This is a genomic window from Streptodolium elevatio (assembly GCF_053592165.1).
In genome coordinates this window covers 163,779-181,837 of sequence record NZ_JBSFVE010000008.1, presented here as the reverse complement: position 1 = coordinate 181,837, position 18,059 = coordinate 163,779, and the positions used below count along the sequence as shown (strand labels likewise).

Below are 18,059 nucleotides of genomic sequence, written 5' to 3'. Positions count from 1 at the left end.
CTAGTGCGGCCAGAGGGAACATGAGCGAGCAGCAGCGCGCCGGCGCGACCGGCGACGTCAATCTGGTGGGTCTGAGCAAGCGCTTCGGCAGCAATATCGTCGTCCAGCCCACGGATCTGACGATCCCGGAGGGGTCGTTCTTCGCGGTCCTCGGCGCGTCCGGGTGCGGCAAGACGACGACGCTGCGGATGATCGCCGGCCTCGAGGAGCCCAGCTCCGGCCAGGTGGTCATCGGCGGCCAGGACGTGACCGCACTTCCGCCGTACAAGCGGCCGGTCAACACGGTGTTCCAGAGCTACGCGCTGTTCCCGCACCTCACGGTCGCCGAGAACGTCGCGTTCGGGCTGCGCCGCAAGGGCCGCAAGGACGTCGACCGGCCGGTCAAGGACATGCTGGAGCTGGTCCAACTCGGGCACCTCGCGGGCCGCAAGCCGGCGCAGTTGTCCGGTGGCCAGCAGCAGCGGGTGGCGGTGGCACGGGCGCTGATCAACCACCCGCAGGTCTTGCTGCTCGACGAGCCGCTGGGCGCGCTGGACCTGAAGCTGCGCCGCCAGATGCAGCTGGAGCTCAAGCGCATCCAGACCGAGGTCGGCATCACCTTCGTGCACGTGACGCACGACCAGGAAGAGGCCATGACCATGGCCGACACCATCGCCGTCATGAACGGCGGCGTCATCGAGCAACTCGGCAGCCCCGCCGAGCTGTACGAGTCCCCGCGCACCGCCTTCGTCGCCAACTTCCTCGGCCAGTCCAACCTGCTCGACACCCGCATCACCGGCACGAGCAACGGCTACCTGCTGATGGACGTGCACGGCACGCGCATGGCGCTGCCCGTCGACCGCACCGCGGCGCAGGGCGAGCAGGTGGTCATGGGCATACGCCCGGAGAAGATATCGATCCAGCACGCGTCGTCCGCCGATTCCGACGGCAACCGCAACAGGATCGACGGCGGTGTCATCGTGGACGCCAGTTTCATCGGCGTCTCGACGCAGTACACCGTGCGCATGCCATGGGCCCAGGAACTCACCGTCTTCGAGCAGAACATGGAGCGCGACGGCCGCCTCGTGCCCGGTGCGCCGGTCGTCCTGCACTGGAACCCCGACCACGGCTTCGGCCTCGCGCCGGAGCGGGGGGTCAAGGCATGAGCGTGCTTGCCCACACGGGTGGCGGCGGCGGGGGTGACGACCTCAAGGAGCCCCCGAAGCGCGGGCGCTGGGTGCCGTACGCCCTGCTCGCGCCCGGCCTCATCTGGCTGGTCGTTTTCTTCCTGATCCCGATGCTGGTGCAGGGCGGCACCTCGCTCCAGACCGGCGGCCTGGAGAAGGGCTACGACTTCACCTGGCACTGGTCGACGTACTGGGACGCGCTGGAGCAGTACTACCCGCAGTTCCTGCGGTCGTTCGGCTATGCCGCGGCCGCGACCGTCATGTGCCTGGTGATCGGCTACCCGCTCGCATACGCCATCGCCTTCAAGGCGGGCCGGTGGCGCGGGCTGTGGCTGGTCCTGGTGATCGCGCCGTTCTTCACCAGCTTCCTGGTCCGCACGCTCGCCTGGAAGACGATCCTCGCGGACAACGGCGTGGTCGTCGACGTGCTCAACACGCTGCACTTCACCGACGTGACCGCGCTGCTCGGGCTGACCGAGGGCGACCGCGTGCTGGCCACGCCGCTCGCGGTGATCTGCGGTCTGACGTACAACTTCCTGCCGTTCATGGTGCTGCCGCTGTACGCCTCGCTGGAGCGCATCGACCCGCGCCTGCACGAGGCCGCCAACGACCTGTACGCGGACCCCAAGGCCACCTTCCGCCGCGTCACGTTCCCGCTGTCGCTGCCCGGCGTCGTCTCCGGCACGCTGCTGACCTTCATCCCGGCGTCCGGCGACTACGTGAACGCCGCGTGGCTCGGCTCGCCGGACACCGGCATGGCCGGCAACGTCATCCAGACGCAGTTCCTGCGCGTCCTGGACTACCCGACGGCGGCCGCCCTGTCGTTCATCCTGATGCTGCTGATCGTCCTGATGGTGTCGGCGTACATCCGCAAGGCCGGGACGGAGGAACTCGTCTGATGGGCACCTTCACACGCTGGCTGCGCAACAACGTCGTCACGCTGTTCGGCGTCCTGGCGCTCGCGTACATGACGCTGCCGAACCTGGTCGTGCTGCTGTTCTCGTTCAACGACCCGAACGGCAAGTTCAACTACACCTGGAACGGCTTCACCCTCGACGCGTGGAAGGACCCGTTCGGCGTCGCGGGCATCAAGGACTCGCTGATCACCAGCCTGGAGATCGCGGTCCTGTCGACCGTCGGCGCGACCGTGCTGGGCACCGCGGTGGCGTTCGCGCTCGGCCGGTACCGGTTCCGCGGGCGCGCGATGACCAACACGCTGCTGTTCCTGCCGATGTCGATGCCCGAGGTCGTCATGGGCGCCTCGCTCGGCACGCTGTTCCTCAACATGCGCATCTCGTTCGGCTTCTGGACGATCCTGATCGCGCACGTCATGTTCTGCCTCAGCTTCGTCGTGGTCGCCGTCAAGGCCCGCGTGCTGGGCATGGACCCCAAGCTGGAGGAGGCGGCGCGGGACCTGTACGCGTCGCCGGCGCAGACCTTCCTCCGGGTCACCCTGCCGATCGCCGCCCCCGGCATCGGCGCGGGCGCGCTGCTCGCCTTCTCGCTCTCCTTCGACGACTTCGTCATCACGAACTTCAACTCGGGCGACACCGTCACCTTCCCGATGTTCGTGTGGGGCGCGGCGCAGCGGGGTACCCCGCCGCAGATCAACGTGATCGGCTCGGCGATGTTCTTCATCGCCATCGCGATCGTGGTCGTCGGCCAGGTGCGGACGAACCGCAAAGCGAAGCAGAAGGCCGCCTGAGCTCCGGGCGGCCGCAGAGGTGGAGACACCTACGCGGTACAGCGGTACAAGAGACGCGGTTCAAGAGACGCGGTACACGAAGCGACGACGCTTCACGAGAGAGGTTGTGGAAACCGATGGATCCCGTGCCCTCCCTGGATCCCACCCGGTCCCTCGCGGACGCGACGCCGGTCCCGTTCTGGCTCGACGACCCCGCCCGCCCCGCGGCGCTCCCCGCCCTGACCGGCGAGGAGCACTGCGACCTCGCGGTGGTCGGCGGCGGTTACTCGGGCCTGTGGACCGCGCTGATCGCCAAAGAGCGCAACCCCTCGCGCGACGTCGTGCTCATCGAGGGCCAGGAGATCGGCTGGGCCGCCTCGGGCCGCAACGGCGGCTTCTGCGCGGCGAGCCTGACGCACGGCTTCTGGAACGGCCTGGAGCGCTGGCCGGACGAGATCCGCACACTGGAGGCGATGGGCGAGCACAACCTCGACGAGATCGAGGCGGCGGTCAAGCGCTACGGCATCGACTGCGCGTACGAGCGCACCGGCGAACTGGCCGTCGCCACCGCCCCGTACCAGGCCGACGAACTGCGCGAGGGCGCCGAGCTGCTGGCGAACGAGTACGGCAGCGACGCGGTGTTCCTGGACCGCGACGAGGTCCAGGCGCAGGTGAAGTCGCCGACGTACCACGCCGGTTTGTGGGACAAGAACGGCTGCGCGATGGTCAATCCGGCGAAGCTGGCGTGGGGCCTCAAGGCCGCGTGCCGCTCCCTCGGCGTGCGCATCTACGAGCACACCCAGGCCACCAGGCTCGCGGCGCACGGCGCGGGCATGGTGCTCACCACCGGGTACGGGCGCCTGTACGCCGGCCGCGTGGCGCTCGGCACGAACGTGTTCCCGAACCTGGTCCGCCGCCTTCGCTCGTACGTGGTCCCGGTCTACGACTACGCGATGATGACCGAGCCGCTGAGCGACGAGCAGCTGGCCTCGATCGGCTGGCAGAACCGGCAGGGCATCGGCGACAGCGCCAACCACTTCCACTACTACCGGCTGTCCGAGGACAACCGGATCCTGTGGGGCGGCTACGACGCGGTCTACGACTTCAACCAGAAGGTGTCCGCCGAGCACGACCAGCGCCCGGCGACGTTCGCGAAGCTGGCCGGGCACTTCTTCGAGACCTTCCCGCAGTTGGAGGGCCTGCGCTTCACGCACACGTGGGGCGGAGCGATCGACACGTGCAGCCGGTTCTCGGCGTTTTTCGGCACCGCGCACAAGGGCAAGGTGGCGTACGCCATGGGGTACACGGGCCTGGGCGTCGGCGCGACGCGGTTCGGTGCCGAGGTCATGCTCGACAAGCTGGACGGCCGCTCGACCGAGCGCACCGAGCTGAAGATGGTGCGGACCAAGCCGATCCCGTTCCCGCCGGAGCCGGTGCGCTGGGTGGGCATCGAGCTGACGCAGCGCGCGTTGACCCGGGCGGACGCCAACGAGGGCAAGCGCAATCTGTGGCTCAAGGCGCTCGACAAGGCGGGCATGGGCTTCGACAGCTGATCCAGTAGGCCGTACTGGGCTGAAAGGGAGACGACATGTAAGGCGAATCCCCGAACGGCCGACACGGTGCAGGTTGAGCGCGGCGTCGGCGGCGAAGAGACTGGCGTATGCAGGGGTGCGACCCTCGGGATCACGGGCACCCTCGCGTACGACATCTTCGCCGCCGACGCCTCTTTGTTCGGCGCCGTCACCGGAGGCCCTCTCTTGAGCAAGCACATCACCCACTGGATCGGCGGCGCCGCCTGGACCGGCACTTCCGAGCGCCGCGGCGACATCTACAACCCCGCCACCGGCAAGGTGACCGGCACGGTCGACTTCGCGTCGGTGGCCGAGGTGGACCAGGCGGTCAGCGCCGCCGTCGAGGCGTTCGCTTCGTGGCGCAACGCGTCGCTCGCCAAGCGTTCGCAGGTGTTGTTCAAGTTCCGCGAGCTGCTGGACGCGAACAAGGACAAGCTGGCCTCGATCATCGTCGAGGAGCACGGCAAGGTGCACTCCGACGCGCTCGGCGAGATCGCCCGCGGCCAGGAGGTCGTGGAGTTCGCGTGCGGCGTGCCGCAGCTGCAGAAGGGCGGCTTCTCGGAGCAGGCGTCCACCGGCATCGACGTCTACTCGATCCGTCAGCCGCTCGGCCCGGTCGCGATCATCTCGCCGTTCAACTTCCCGGCGATGGTCCCGATGTGGTTCTTCCCGATCGCCATCGCGACCGGCAACACCGTGGTCCTCAAGCCGTCCGAGAAGGACCCGTCGGCCGCGCAGTTCCTGGCCGAGCTGTGGAAGGAAGCGGGCCTGCCGGACGGCGTGTTCAACGTCGTGCACGGCGACAAGGTGTCCGTGGACCGCCTGCTGGAGCACCCGGACGTCAAGTCCGTGTCGTTCGTGGGCTCCACCCCGATCGCCAAGTACGTCTACGAGAACGGCACCCGCTACGGCAAGCGCGTGCAGGCGCTCGGTGGCGCCAAGAACCACATGCTGGTGCTGCCGGACGCCGACCTGGACCTGGTCGCAGACGCCGCGGTCAACGCGGGCTTCGGCGCGGCCGGCGAGCGCTGCATGGCGATCTCGGCCCTCGTCGCGGTCGAGCCGATCGCCGACGAGCTGATCGTCAAGATCAAGGAGCGCATCGCGGGCCTGCGCGTCGGCGCCGGCTGCAACGCCACCTCCGAGATGGGGCCGCTGGTCACGCGCCAGCACGCGGACAAGGTCATCTCGTACGTCGAGGCGGGCGTGAAGGAGGGTGCCGAGCTGGTCGTGGACGGCCGCCTGCACCCGATCGACGGCGACGACACGGCGGACGGCTTCTGGCTGGGCCCGACGCTGTTCGACAAGGTCACCCCGGAGATGTCGGTCTACACCGACGAGATCTTCGGCCCGGTGCTGTCGGTCGTGCGCGTCGAGTCGTACGACGAGGGCCTGGCCCTCGTCAACGGCAACCCGTACGGCAACGGCACCGCGATCTTCACCAACGACGGCGGCGCGGCCCGCAAGTTCCAGAACGAGGTGGAGGTCGGGATGGTCGGCATCAATGTGCCGATCCCGGTGCCGGTGGCCTACTACTCGTTCGGCGGCTGGAAGAACTCGCTGTTCGGCGACACCCACGCGTACGGCGCCGAGGGCGTGCACTTCTTCACGCGCGGCAAGGTCGTGACGCAGCGGTGGCTGGACCCGAGCCACGGCGGCATCAACCTGGGCTTCCCGACCAACAGCTGAGGCCGCGGCCCGGCGGCCGGGCACGACGGGCCCCCGCCCGACACATGGCGTGTCGGGCGGGGGCTCGGCCGTATCCCCCGACGCAACCACCATACTCAGGCGTATGTAACGTATGGCCATAGCCAACGGGAATGCGTCCGGTGTTTCCCGTTCGGGGATTCCCGTGCGCGGCGGCGGATGGCAGCATGCGTGACGACTCGTCAGATGATCGATCGAAGAGGCGCATGAGCCAGGTTGCGGACGCCATCAACGTCGTCCAGATTTCCGATCTGCACTTCCCCGACACCGCCAGCGTGCGCGGGTTCGTGCAGCACGACCCCGACCGGGGTCTCGCGGCCGTGCTCGGCCACGCGGACGCCGAGATCGCCGACGCGGACCTGGTGGTGGCCACCGGCGACCTCGCGGACCTGGGCGAGCCCGGAGCGTACGAGCGCCTCGGCGAGGTCTTGGACCGCCTGCCGGCCCCGGTCTACTGCGTGTCGGGCAACCACGACAAGAACGACGCCTACCAGGCGTGCCTGCCGCGTCCGAACGTCCACCTGGAGCAGGCGGTGCGCGTCGGCCCGTGGCTCATGCTGTTCCTGGACAGCAATGCGCGCGGCCGCGAGGAGGCGGGCGACGGCGTCTACCGCGACCGGGACGACCGCATGACGGCGGCCGAGCAGCCCGGCCTCACCCTTGGCGACGCGGCGCGGGCCCGGGCGCTGTTGGAGGCCTCGAACGCCGAGCACGTCTTCGTCTGGCTGCACCACCCGCCCCTGCCCGACATCGCGCCCGACGCCCAGGGCGACACCGAACTGGCCCGGCTCGTACGCGACTTCCCGCGGATCAGGGCCATCGGCGCGGGCCACCTGCACGGCGACCTGAAGGGCGAGTTCGAGGGCAGGCCGGTGTACGTGTGCCCGTCCACCACGTACAGCATCGACTATGTGGGACGGGTGTTCGACGGCCCCAGCTACCGCGTGTACACGCTTTACGCGGACGGACGCGTCGAGTCCGAGGCCCGGACGGTCCCGGGGAGTATCACCGACACGATGCGCGCCAAGTCCGCGCCGAAATTCCTGACCGACCTCATGATGGGACGCGTCACCCTCGAGGAGATGAGGGCGCTGACCGACACCGAGTTCGAGGAACGCTTCGGCGAGCCGCGGCCGACGAGGGGCGCCTGAACCTCCCCGTCCGGCCGCATGATCTGTGAGGGGTCCCGCCAATCCAGGTGGGGCCCTCAGTACGTGTGAGAGGAGCACGTGTGGGGCACCAGCACGCGGATGCCGAGGGCGGCACCGTCGCCCTTGAAGGCGTCCGCAATTTCCGGGACATCGGCGGCCTGCCGACCGCCGACGGGCGCCGCGTCCGTCCCGGCCGCTACTTCCGCAGCGGCCACCTGGCCAAACCGACCGAGGACGACCGCAAGAACCTCGCGACGCTGGGCATCCGGCTGATCGTCGACCTGCGCAGCCCGGCCGACATCGAGCTCGACGGCGCGGACCACGTGCCCGACGGCGCCCGGTGGATCAACCTGCCGATGACCGATCCCGCCCGGCACTCGGACTTCTGGTCCGACATGAAGAAGGGCGACATGGCGGTGCTGCGCGACCGCCTCGGCGACGGCAAGGCGGAGAAGGCCATCGCGTTCGACTACCGCGACCAGGTCGTCTCGCGCACGGCCAACCACGCGGTGCTGCTCAACTCCCTGGTCGAGGCGGACGGCCTGCCGGCCGTCGTGCACTGCTCCGCGGGCAAGGACCGTGCCGGGATCGCCGCGGCACTCGTGCAGCGCATCGCCGGGGTCCCCGACGAGGTGATCCTCGCGAACTACCTGGAGAGCAACGACCCGGAGCGCCGCTACCGCCCGAACAGCGACAAGCTCGCGATGCGCCCCGAACTCATGGAGCTGTTCGCGCCGTTCCTCGAGGTGCGGGCCGAGTACCTGCACGGCGCACTCACGATGATGGACACCAACTGGGGCTCCTTCGACGCGTACCTGGCGGACGGCCTCGGCTTCGGCCCGGAGAAGCAGCAGCGCCTGCGGGAACTGATCGTCGAGGACTGACGCGCCGTCCGGGCCCGGACCACGCCGTATCCGGGTGCGGGCCCGGCCCTGGGGGCGGGTCCGGTCAGGGGCCGCACGGACGGCGTTCGCGGCCGGGGCACGACGTGCGCGCCCCGGCTCCGCTTGACCTTCACACCGGTCTCAAGGCCTACGTTCCGAGGCAGCCGCCCGACCGGCGGGCGGCTGCCGGAGGATCCGTGCGTACGACCAGGAGTGTGGTGGCCATGTCCGCGAACCCGACTTCCCCCGACGCCTTCGCCGTCCACCTGGACGGCCGCGACGCGACCGCCGCCGAACTGGGCACGCTGGCGTTAGCGGGCTACGCGCACTTCACCGCCATGCAGGTGCGCGGCGGCCGGGTGCGCGCTCTCGACCTGCATCTGGCACGGTTGCGGGGTGCCTCGCTCGAACTGTTCGGCGAGGCGTTGCCGGACGCGCAGATCACGGCGTACCTGCGCGCGGCCATTGCGCAGAGCCCGCCCGACGCGTCGCTGACCGCCACCGTGTACTCCCAGGAAGGCGAGTACACCGCGTCCGGCGGCGACAGTGCGCGCCTGCGCGTGCTGGTACGCACCGGGCCGCCCTCGAACGGGCCGACCGGGCCGCTGGACCTGGCGGTCGTCGAGTACGAGCGCGTCGCGCCGGGCATCAAGCACGTCGGCGAGATCGCGAAGACCTACTACCTGCGCCGGGCCGTCGCCGAGGGCTTCGACGACGCCGCGTTCGCCGACCGCAAGGGGCGGCTGAGCGAGGCGTCCATCTGGAACCTCGCGTTCTGGGACGGCGAGGCCGTGGTGTGGCCCGAAGCGGAGATGCTGACCGGGACGACGATGGGCATCCTCCGCCGCCAACTCGACCGCATCGGCGTACCGCAGCGCGTCAGGGAACTCACCGTCGCCGAACTGCCGGACCTGGCAGGCGCCGTGGTGATGAACTCGTGGACCCCCGCGGTGCCTGTGCACCGGATCGGGACGGTCGCGATCCCGGCGGCGCCCGACTTCCTGGACACCCTGCGCCGCGCCTACGACGCCGAGCCGCAGACCTCGCCCTGACACGGAAGGCGCGGGCAACGCCGGAGAGGGCCCCGCGAAGTGCGGGGCCCTCTCCGGGACTTCAGGTCGCCCGGCCGGTGCCGGAGGTCAGTCCTTGTCGCCTTCGTCGGCGAGCGTTATGACCCAGCGGGTGTCCTTGCGGGGCAGCAGGTACACGGCCCAGTAGACGGCGGCCGCGGCGATGATGCCGAAGGTGACGTACATGGCCTTGGGCTCGCTCTTGGCCAACTCGTACATGACGTACAGGAGTCCGGCGATCAGCACGACCGGGACGGCGGGCCACAGCGGCATGCGCCAGGCGGGCGTGTGCTTGTGCACGCCGTGACGCGAGGCCAGCGCGCCGAAGGCGACGACCAGGTAGAGCAGGGTGACGGCGACGCTGGTGACGGAGCCGAGCAGGGTCAGGTCGACGAAGCACAGGACCGCGCCGGGGACACCGACGGCCAGCGTCGCGACCCACGGGGCGCCGAAGCGGTTGACGGTGCCGAAGGCCTTGCTGACCGCGGTCGGCCAGGCGCGGTCGCGCGCGGAGGCGTACAGGACACGGGAGTTCTGGATGACCATGACGATCGCCGCGTTGATGATCGCAAGCGCGATGCACAGGCTGATGAACGTCGCCATGCCGTGGCTGCTCCAGCCCTCGATCATGGTCGGCAGGTCGCCCTCGGTCAGCGTCTCCATGTCGGCCGCGCCGAGCGTGATGGCGATCGTGGGCAGGATCAGGATGACCGCGCCGAGACCGAGCGTCCACAGGACCGTGCGCGAGACGGTCCGGCGCGGCTGGTCCATCTCCTCGGCCAGGTAGACGGCGGTCGAGAAGCCCTGCAGGGCGAACAGCGCGACCGCGAGGCCGGAGACCAGCACCCCCAGGGTCAGCGTGCTCATGCCGCCGGCCTCGGTCAGCACCTCCGGCTTGACCAGCGTCGACGCGCCGCGTTCGGTGTGGCCGAAGCCGAGGAACGCGACCAGCGCGGCGGCGACGACCTCCAGAGCCAGGAAGATGCCGGTCACCCACGCGTTGGCGCGCAGGTCGAGTAGGCCCATGACGGTGGCGCCGAGCATGACCAGGGCGCCGGCCCACTTCATGCCCGTGGCGTCGAGGCTGACGATCGACGTGATGTATTCGCCGGTGCCGAGCGCGATGATCGGCGGCACCACCATCACGACGATGCCCGCGACGATGAAGGCGATCCAGGCCGCGAAGCGGCCCATGAACGTGCCGACCATCGCGTACTCGCCGCCCGCGCTGGGGACCATCGTGCCCAGCTCGGAGTAGCAGAACGCGACCAGGACGCACATGACGGCGGCGATGACCAGGGTGAGCGCGGTTCCCGTGCCCTGGGTCGCGAACATGCCGGGCACGATCACGAAGAGCGAGGACGCGGGGGTCAGACAGGACAACGTGAGCAACGTGCCGCCGACGACTCCGATGGACCGCTTGAGCGGCTTCGGGGCTCCGGCGTGGAGCGGGGTGGGGGTGGTCGCGTTGTCCGTCGCCGGGGGCACGTCGACCTTGGGGAGTATTGCTTCAGCCATGGGCGCGTTCCTGATTCAACAGGGGGTGCGAGGTATCGCCTCCGGTGACGGGAGCAGGCTCGGCCGTGGGTGCGGCGTCGAACACACGGCTTTGCCTGCAAGGTGCTGCGTTATGTAATCCGCCGTTCGTTCGAGCGTCAAGATGCCGTTGGCAACCGGATCCGAAGGTCAACAGCTGATCTGACGTCAGATTTCAATGCTCTCGGGAATTTCCCACAACCGGATCCGCAACTTGACGCGGGCAAAAACTTGTCGGCTTCAGGGGCCCGCAGCCGCCCTGCCCCGGCGTTGTGACCGCCGTCTCGCCGCGGGCTCACTTCAGGCGTGCGACGGTGCGCGGTACGTTCCGCCCCATGAGCAACCGTGTCCTCGCGCACACCGGTGCCCGGCACCCGATCGTCCAGGCCCCGATGGGCTGGATAGCCCGCTCCCGGCTGGCGGCCGCGGTGTCCGCGGCGGGCGGGCTCGGCATGATCGAGACGTCGTCCGGCGAGATCGACAACTGCAAGGCCGAGATCGACGCCATGGTCGCCACCGGTTTGCCGTTCGGGGTCAACCTGCCGCTGTTGTTCCTGCGCGACGAGACACTCGTGCGGTACGTCGCCGAGGCGGGCGTACGGTTCGTGACCACCTCCGCCGGCAGCCCGGCCCGCCACCTGCCGCTCCTCAAGGAGCACGGCCTGACGGTGTACCACGTGGTTCCCTCGGTGCGTGCCGCACGCAAGGCGGTCGACGCGGGCGTGGACGGACTGGTCGTCGAGGGCGCCGAAGGCGGCGGCTTCAAGAACCCCGACGAGGTCTCGCTCCTCGTCCTGCTCCAGGCGGTACGCGCAATCACCGACGTGCCGCTCATCGCCGCGGGCGGCATCGCGGACGGCCGCGGCATGGCCGCCGCCTTCGCCCTCGGCGCGGAAGGCGTCCAGATGGGCACCCGGTTCCTGTCGAGCGCGGAAAGCCCGGTGCACGGCAACTTCAAGCAGGCGATCGTGGACGCCGACGAGACCGGCACGGTCGTGGTCAACCGGACGGGAAGCCCCACGATGCGCGTGCTGCGCACCGGCTACTCGGCCGAACTCGCCGCGGCGGGCGGCCCGGCCGCGAGCTCGCTGGCCGCGGTGCAGCGCCTGTACTTCGAGGGCGAGATGGAGCTGTCGCTCGCCTCCGCGGGCCAGTCGGTCGGGCTGGTCGACGCGGTGCGCCCGGTCGCCGAAATTGTCGAGGAGACGATGCGCGGCTTCCGCAAGAGCTTGGACGAGGCCTACGGGCGGGCGGCCGAGCTGACCGAACTCGGCGACTGAGGCCCCGTGCCCGGACCGCCGCGGTCCGGGTGTCCGCCGCTCGGCAGCACCCGGGCGGCGGTCCACAGCACGATTCCGCACAGCGCCCAACTGGCGAGCACGTCGCCCAGCCAGTGGTAGTCGCACCACAGCAGCGCCAGGCCGATCAGCGCACACAGCAGAGGCGTTCCGGCATATGTGCGGCGCCGCGCGGCCGGAGACAGGACCGTGCCGAGCACGAGCGCCGCGGTGCCGAAGCAGACCGCCGACGTCGCGGTGTGCCCCGACGGGAAGAAACCCCACTCGCCGCCCGTGACTTCGCCGCCGGACGGGCCCGCCCGGTCGATGGCGTTCTTGCCGACGATCACCAGCACGGAGACCACCGCGACCGATGCCGCTGCGACGCCGGCCAGGCGCAGCCGGGCCGCGCGGTCCCGAGCGCGGAGGCAGGTGTACGCACAGGCCGCGACCAGGGCGACCCCGCCCGGCACCGGGCCGCCGAGGTCGGCGAGCAGGTGCATCGGACCGTCGAGCCAGCCGAGGCCGGAGGCGGCGGCCGCGTCGCGCACGCCGTCGCGAACCGCCTCGTCGAGCGGGATCAGCGGGCCCGCGTCGACGACGACCTGCACGGTCAGGAACACCAGGAAGACGGCCAGAACCGCGGGGAAGAGGATCGAGGCAAGGGCGGACCGGCCGTACGCGGACCACCGCCCCGGGACGGGGGGCGTTGTCCCGGGGCGGCCGCCGGCTTGCTCAAGGCCGGCATGGGGTCCGCCGGGGCCCGGACGGGGGGGCGTGCCGGGTCCGGCATCTGGGGTCCTCGCGTGCATCTCACTCGAAGATACGTGGAAGCATCCCAAGTTGTTCCCCGCCGACATGGTCGACACAAAGCCTGCACAGCTTCTCCACGCCGCTCCGACGGCGAAGGATTGACGCACGCACCCAACCGAGTCCCCGTTCGGAGTCCGCCTCACTCTGGATTGTCCGACGTGGGCGATGTACGGTGTCAGCCCCGGATGTGAGCGGCGTCACAGAACGGGTGATCCGGCGTCCCCGAAGACGGGAACCGGGCCGACGAGGGGCAGATCAGGCGATGAACCGCCTGAGGTTGTGTGACGTGACGTCAGCACACGGTCGTCCGACCCCCGCCCGCCGTCGGTCCGCAAAGGTAGGGTTCCCAAGGTGGTTGAAGAGTCCGGCTACCCGTCCCACCGAGTGCCGTCGATTCCGGCACCGGCCGCACCGGCGCGTGTCCGCCGGTTCACCACCTCGATCGCCGACACCAGGATTCCGCCGCGCGAACGGGCGCAGAACGACACCGGGATCGGCGTCGTCATCACCAGCGACCGCCAGCTCCGCGTCGTCCGCACCGCGCGCCCGCGCGGCATCCGGCTGGACGGCGAGGTCGACCTGGCCAACGTCGAGATCGTCCGCCACTCACTGCGCGCCGTCGCGCGCGAGGGGGCGGAGGTGACCGTGGACGTCACACGGCTCGGCTTCATCGACGTCGCGGGGCTCCGCGTCGTCATCGAGAGCGCCCACGAGCTGGCCGAACACGGCGGACACCTCGTGCTGGTCGGCGCGTCCCGGCAATTGCTTCGCATCCTGCGGCTGTGCGGCTGGGACACGGCGGCCGGGCTGCGGATCGGGGCGCCGGGGCCTGCCTGAGCGGCACGTACCGCGGCTCGCGAAGCCGCCGACGCCCGCAGCCGCCACCGCCCGCAGCCCATGGGTGGACCCGCAGTGGTCCCCGGCAGCCCGGACAGACCTGGCAGCCGCGGGGCTCCCCCGGGGCTCTCCCGGAAACACCAAAGTGCCACCGCCGTGCCCGCGAAGGGGAGAACCCCGGCTGCGACCCCCCAAGGACGGGGGCCGCAGCCGGGGTTCTGCTCGGACAGGCCGGGATCAGACGACCTGGCCGACGACCTTCTCGAGGATGTCGAGACCCTCGGTGAGCAGGTGCTCCGGCATCACCAGCGGCGGCAGGAAGCGCAGCACGTTGCCGTACGTGCCGGCCGTCAGGACCAGCAGGCCCTCGGCATGGCACGCCTTCGCGATCGCCGCCGCGGTCTCCGGGGCGGCCTCCTTGGTGCCCGGCTTGACCAGCTCGATCGCGATCATCGCGCCACGTCCGCGAACCTCGCCGATCGCCGGGTGCTTCTCCGCCATCGCGCCCAGGCGGGCCTTCATGACCTCGCCGATGCGCGTCGCGGTGCCGTTGAGGTCGTGCGCGCGCATCGTCTCGATCGCGCCGAGCGCCGCGGCGCACGCGACGGGGTTGCCGCCGTACGTGCCGCCCAGGCCGCCCGCGTGCGCGGCGTCCATGATCTCGGCACGGCCGGTGACGGCGGCCAGCGGAAGGCCGCCGGCGATGCCCTTGGCGGTCGTGATGAGGTCGGGGACGATGCCCTCGTCCTCGCACGCGAACCACTGGCCGGTCCGGCAGAAGCCGGTCTGGATCTCGTCGGCCACGAACACGATGCCGTTCTCGCGGCAGAACTCCACGATGCGCGGCAGGAAGCCCTTGGCCGGCTCGATGAAGCCGCCCTCGCCCAGGATCGGCTCGATCACCACGGCCGCGACGTTGTGCGCGCCGATCTGCTTGGTGATCGCGTCGATCGCCGCCGCGGCGGCCTCCTCGGCGCAGTTCTCCGCACCGGTCAGCCAGCGGAACGGGTACGCGACCGGAACCCGGTAGACCTCGGGCGCGAACGGCCCGAAGGACTCCTTGTAGGGCATGTTCTTCGCGGTCAGCGCCATCGTGAGGTTGGTGCGGCCGTGGTAGCCGTGGTCGAACACGACGACCGCGCTGCGCTTGGTGTAAGCGCGAGCGATCTTGACCGCGTTCTCCACCGCCTCCGCGCCGGAGTTGAACAGCGCGGTGCGCTTGTCGTGGTCGCCCGGGGTCAGCTCGTTGAGCTGCTCGGCGACGGCCACGTACGAGTCGTACGGCGTGACCATGAAGCAGGTGTGCGTGAACCGCTGCAGCTGCTCGGTCGCGCGGCGCACGACGGCCTCGGCGCTGTTGCCGACGCTGGTCACCGCGATGCCGGAGCCGAAGTCGATCAGCGAGTTGCCGTCGACGTCCTCCACGACACCGCCCCCGGCACGCGTCACGAAGACCGGAAGGGTCGTGCTGACCCCGCGCGCCACGGCCTTGTTGCGGCGCTCCATCAGCTCGACGGACTTGGGGCCGGGGATGGCGGTGACGAGGCGGCGCTCCTGGGGGAGCGACGGCCCGCCGGGCTGCGTAGCGCCCATCGAGGTCTCCTTATGGCTGATGGCCGGGGTCGGTTGATTCGCAGGCTAGGTTCAGGGGGCGGGTCCCTGCATGCGCCACACCGGAGAAGTCACCCCCTCGCACATGTCCACCTCGGACAAGTCCCTGCGCGGACGGGGCGTGTCGGGATACGGAATGATCATCACGTGTGAGCAGCGTTCCACTACATTGAGTGCGTTCCCTGTGGCGGGAATCGACACGGCGGTGACGGGATGGACGTGGAACGCAGACGGGGCGCGAACGGCCGGAACCAGGCCGCGGCGACGACCGATGCCGCGGGGCAGCAGTGGTGGCACGACCCGGAGCTGGAGGAGCCCGTCTTCGGGACCCCGGTACCGGGCGGCGTGCCGCGCCCCGCCAAGCCGGCGTCCGCCGGCCCGAGGACCGGCTTCGACCTGAGGTCGTGGGTGTTCGCGCCGCGGTTCCGTGACGCGCCGGGGATCTTCGCGTACGGCCGCGACGAGGCCGAACTGCGGCTGCGGGCACTGGAGGAGCGGGCCAGGCGCCGTCCGGACACCGCCCTGATCAGGCGCGCGGTGCTGTGGCTGATCCTGGCGATCATCGGTTTCCGCTGGTTCGTGCTGGCGTACTCGTGGCTGGTCGTCAACATCGTCCCGGACTGGCTGTGGCCGCTGACCGCGCAGCTCATCCGCGTCGCGTACATCGGCCTGTTCGGATATCTCGGGCGCTGGCACGAGATTGCCTGGCACTATCTGGCACCCGCCTTCAAGCGTCTCGACCGGCGTGCCGAGGCCGTCGGCCGCCCCACGCCCGAGCAGTGGCGCCGCGCCTGGGTAGTTCTCGCCGCCGGGGTTTTCGCCTGGGTCATGCTCCAACGCCCCTTCGTGTGGCTGCTCTTGGAGACGTTCCCGGACAGCCGCCATCTGCTGCACCAACTGCAGCCGCTCATCCGCATCGTCTACAACGTCGCGTTCCTTGCCGCGGCGGCCTATTGGGGCCGCTGGGGCGACGTGATCCGCCCGTACGCCACCGCCCCCCGCGAAGCGGACCCGTCGACCGACGTGGAAGACGCCCCGGTCGACGACGAACTGTGGCCCGAGCTGCGCGACGCCGGACTCGGCGGCGCCGCGGACCGGCTCGACGAGGAGGTCGAACTCGGCCGCGTCGGCGACGTCGACTACCTCCGCCTGCGCCGGGTCCTGGAGGCCGGGGATGGCGACCAGGACTACCTGGTCGACGTCGCGCACGAGGTCGCCGAGCGGGGTGCCGGAGCGTGTACGCACGGCTCCGGCTCCCGCGACGTGCGCCCCCGGCGTGCGGTCCACGACCTCATGACCGGTCAGGTCAAGGTCGGCCGCGCGGTCGACAGCGAGCGCAACACCGCCCCGCTCAAGTCCGTCGGCTTCGCCCTCGAACCGGACGTGCTCGGCACGTCGATGGTCGTCGTCGGCCCGTCGGGGGCAGGGGAGTCCGAGGCCCTGCTGCGTCCCGTCGTCGAATCCCTGAGCCTGTCCGCGCTCGCCGGCGCCGCCTCGGTCGTCGTCCTCGACGCCAAGGGCGGCGCCTTCGCGCGGCCGGGTGCGTATGACATCGAGATCGTGCTCGGCGACCCGGACTCGCCCTGGGGGCTCGACCCGTACGGCGCCGCCAGCGGCTCCGAGGAGGCCGCGGACCGGCTCGCGGCCGCGGTCCTCACCGGCGGCGACGACGACGCCCGCCACCGCGACGGCGCGCGGGCGGCGCTCCAGCAGGCCATTTCCGCATACGTCGCGGGGTACGGCCACCACCCCGCGATCGCCGCGCTCCTCGACCTGCTGGACGGCCACACGGACGCGATCGACGCGCTGCGTGCGGAACTGGCGCGGGAGGGCCGGGAGACGGAGTTCGAGCGGGCGCTGCGCACGCTGGCCCGCGCGGACGATGCGGCGCGCCTCCTCGTCCAGCGGCTCTCGGTCCTCGAACGGCCGGGTATGGCCGCGCTGTTCGACCCGCGGCGCGAGCGGTTCGCGATGCGCCACGTGGACCGGCCGGTGCGGGTGCGCATCGCGCTGAACGAGGCCGCGTACCCCGATGCCGCACGCATCGTGGGACGCCTGGTGGTCGGCCAGTTCATGCAGGCCATCGCGGCCCGCGATCCCGAGCAGGCGGATGACGGGGTGTTCGCGTGCCTCGTCGCCGACGGGGCGGGGCCGTACGTCGACGACTACGTGGCCAACGGTCTTGCCTGGACGCGCGCCCGCAACGCGGGGCTGCTGCTGGCCGTCCGCTCGATGGACGACTTCGCGCCGCGCCTGCGCGCCGCCGTGTTCGGGGCGGTCGGGTGCAAGGCCGTCCTGCCGGGTGCGGCGGCCCGCGATGCGGAGGCGTTCGCCGAGTTCTGGGGGAAGAAGCTGGTCGAGGAGCGGTCCGTCACGCACGGGTCGCCCGAGGGTGGCCTCCTGCGCAAGGCCCGCTTCGCGGTCATGGGGGCGTTGTTCGGGGAGAAGGCGGCGGGCGGCTCGGAGAGCGTCACCGTCCGCAAGGTCGAGCGCTACCGCTGGACTCCTTCGGAGATCACCGGAGAACTGAAGACCCGCCACGTGCTGTGCAGCCTGACCACCCGCGAAGGCGACCGTACGGCCCCGGTCCTGGTGGAACTGGAGCCCCAGGCAGGAGCTGCCTGAGCCCGGCAGGGGCCCGTGCCTGGGGGCACTGCTTGGCGGGGTGTGTGGGGCGGACGGGGAGGCAGAATGGGAGGGCACGCTTACTCCACTTCGGCGCATTCGCCGCCCAGCTCGTCGGGACCCCCCT

14 protein-coding genes are annotated in these 18,059 nt (G+C 70.6%); 11 read left to right on the top strand and 3 right to left on the bottom strand.

Annotated features, from left to right (window positions below):
• The first annotated feature begins 20 nt into the window (after nucleotides 1–20).
• The 8 genes from ACWD12_RS17110 to ACWD12_RS17075 all read left to right on the top strand — a co-directional run bounded on the left by ACWD12_RS17110 (nucleotide 21) and on the right by ACWD12_RS17075 (nucleotide 9,215).
• Nucleotides 21–1,145 carry an ABC transporter ATP-binding protein gene (locus ACWD12_RS17110; RefSeq protein ID WP_450100173.1) on the top strand — a complete coding sequence of 375 codons (1,125 nt, stop codon included), beginning with the start codon at nucleotides 21–23 and terminating at the stop codon, nucleotides 1,143–1,145.
• Complete coding sequence (locus ACWD12_RS17105; protein WP_450100172.1) at nucleotides 1,142–2,065, top strand: ABC transporter permease; 924 nt, start codon at nucleotides 1,142–1,144, stop codon at nucleotides 2,063–2,065. The genes ACWD12_RS17110 and ACWD12_RS17105 overlap by 4 nt, the downstream gene beginning before the upstream one ends.
• Nucleotides 2,065–2,871: an ABC transporter permease gene (locus ACWD12_RS17100; protein ID WP_450100171.1), complete on the top strand. Its 807-nt coding sequence runs from the start codon at nucleotides 2,065–2,067 to the stop codon at nucleotides 2,869–2,871. The genes ACWD12_RS17105 and ACWD12_RS17100 overlap by 1 nt, the downstream gene beginning before the upstream one ends.
• Before the next feature lie 116 nt (nucleotides 2,872–2,987).
• The gene (locus ACWD12_RS17095; protein ID WP_450100170.1) at nucleotides 2,988–4,403 is read left to right on the top strand and encodes an NAD(P)/FAD-dependent oxidoreductase; all 1,416 of its coding nucleotides are present in this window, start codon (nucleotides 2,988–2,990) and stop codon (nucleotides 4,401–4,403) included.
• Nucleotides 4,404–4,607: 204 nt separating this feature from the next.
• A complete protein-coding gene (locus ACWD12_RS17090) occupies nucleotides 4,608–6,110 on the top strand; it encodes a CoA-acylating methylmalonate-semialdehyde dehydrogenase (RefSeq protein ID WP_450100169.1) in 1,503 nt (500 codons plus the stop codon).
• Nucleotides 6,111–6,334: 224 nt separating this feature from the next.
• Nucleotides 6,335–7,279, top strand: coding sequence for a metallophosphoesterase (locus ACWD12_RS17085; RefSeq protein WP_450100168.1), 945 nt, complete (start codon nucleotides 6,335–6,337; stop codon nucleotides 7,277–7,279).
• Between the two features lie 80 nt (nucleotides 7,280–7,359).
• Entirely contained in the window at nucleotides 7,360–8,163 is an 804-nt protein-coding gene (locus tag ACWD12_RS17080) for a tyrosine-protein phosphatase (RefSeq protein ID WP_450100167.1), read from the top strand.
• Between the two features lie 224 nt (nucleotides 8,164–8,387).
• Nucleotides 8,388–9,215, top strand: a complete 828-nt coding sequence (locus tag ACWD12_RS17075) for an aminotransferase class IV family protein (protein ID WP_450100166.1) — start codon at nucleotides 8,388–8,390, stop codon at nucleotides 9,213–9,215.
• 87 nt (nucleotides 9,216–9,302) lie between these two features.
• Here the strand turns inward: ACWD12_RS17075 and ACWD12_RS17070 are convergent, their stop codons facing one another.
• Entirely contained in the window at nucleotides 9,303–10,751 is a 1,449-nt protein-coding gene (locus ACWD12_RS17070) for an APC family permease (protein ID WP_450100165.1), read from the bottom strand.
• Nucleotides 10,752–11,104: 353 nt separating this feature from the next.
• Between ACWD12_RS17070 and ACWD12_RS17065 the strand changes: the two genes are divergently transcribed.
• Nucleotides 11,105–12,049 carry an NAD(P)H-dependent flavin oxidoreductase gene (locus tag ACWD12_RS17065; protein ID WP_450100164.1) on the top strand — a complete coding sequence of 315 codons (945 nt, stop codon included), beginning with the start codon at nucleotides 11,105–11,107 and terminating at the stop codon, nucleotides 12,047–12,049.
• Here ACWD12_RS17065 and ACWD12_RS17060 read toward each other — a convergent pair.
• Entirely contained in the window at nucleotides 12,010–12,858 is an 849-nt protein-coding gene (locus ACWD12_RS17060) for a phosphatase PAP2 family protein (protein ID WP_450100163.1), read from the bottom strand. The two genes, ACWD12_RS17065 and ACWD12_RS17060, sit on opposite strands and share 40 nt — an antisense overlap.
• A gap of 352 nt (nucleotides 12,859–13,210) precedes the next feature.
• Between ACWD12_RS17060 and ACWD12_RS17055 the strand changes: the two genes are divergently transcribed.
• Nucleotides 13,211–13,696: an STAS domain-containing protein gene (locus ACWD12_RS17055; RefSeq protein ID WP_358353886.1), complete on the top strand. Its 486-nt coding sequence runs from the start codon at nucleotides 13,211–13,213 to the stop codon at nucleotides 13,694–13,696.
• 237 nt (nucleotides 13,697–13,933) lie between these two features.
• Here the strand turns inward: ACWD12_RS17055 and gabT are convergent, their stop codons facing one another.
• On the bottom strand, nucleotides 13,934–15,289 hold the full coding sequence (gabT, locus tag ACWD12_RS17050) for a 4-aminobutyrate--2-oxoglutarate transaminase (protein WP_450100162.1): 1,356 nt from the start codon (nucleotides 15,287–15,289) through the stop codon (nucleotides 13,934–13,936).
• Between the two features lie 237 nt (nucleotides 15,290–15,526).
• On the opposite strand from gabT, the gene ACWD12_RS17045 reads away from it, so the two are divergent.
• Nucleotides 15,527–17,932 carry a hypothetical protein gene (locus ACWD12_RS17045; protein ID WP_450100161.1) on the top strand — a complete coding sequence of 802 codons (2,406 nt, stop codon included), beginning with the start codon at nucleotides 15,527–15,529 and terminating at the stop codon, nucleotides 17,930–17,932.
• Nucleotides 17,933–18,059: the final 127 nt, after the last annotated feature.

Coding starts and splice junctions, on each gene's coding strand:
- ACWD12_RS17085 (WP_450100168.1), top strand. CDS start 6,335: ATGAGCCAGGTTGCGGACGCCATCAACGTCGTCCAGATTTCCGATCTG.
- gabT (WP_450100162.1), bottom strand. CDS start 15,289: ATGGGCGCTACGCAGCCCGGCGGGCCGTCGCTCCCCCAGGAGCGCCGC.
- ACWD12_RS17075 (WP_450100166.1), top strand. CDS start 8,388: ATGTCCGCGAACCCGACTTCCCCCGACGCCTTCGCCGTCCACCTGGAC.
- ACWD12_RS17110 (WP_450100173.1), top strand. CDS start 21: ATGAGCGAGCAGCAGCGCGCCGGCGCGACCGGCGACGTCAATCTGGTG.
- ACWD12_RS17095 (WP_450100170.1), top strand. CDS start 2,988: ATGGATCCCGTGCCCTCCCTGGATCCCACCCGGTCCCTCGCGGACGCG.
- ACWD12_RS17105 (WP_450100172.1), top strand. CDS start 1,142: ATGAGCGTGCTTGCCCACACGGGTGGCGGCGGCGGGGGTGACGACCTC.
- ACWD12_RS17065 (WP_450100164.1), top strand. CDS start 11,105: ATGAGCAACCGTGTCCTCGCGCACACCGGTGCCCGGCACCCGATCGTC.
- ACWD12_RS17060 (WP_450100163.1), bottom strand. CDS start 12,858: ATGCACGCGAGGACCCCAGATGCCGGACCCGGCACGCCCCCCCGTCCG.
- ACWD12_RS17100 (WP_450100171.1), top strand. CDS start 2,065: ATGGGCACCTTCACACGCTGGCTGCGCAACAACGTCGTCACGCTGTTC.
- ACWD12_RS17070 (WP_450100165.1), bottom strand. CDS start 10,751: ATGGCTGAAGCAATACTCCCCAAGGTCGACGTGCCCCCGGCGACGGAC.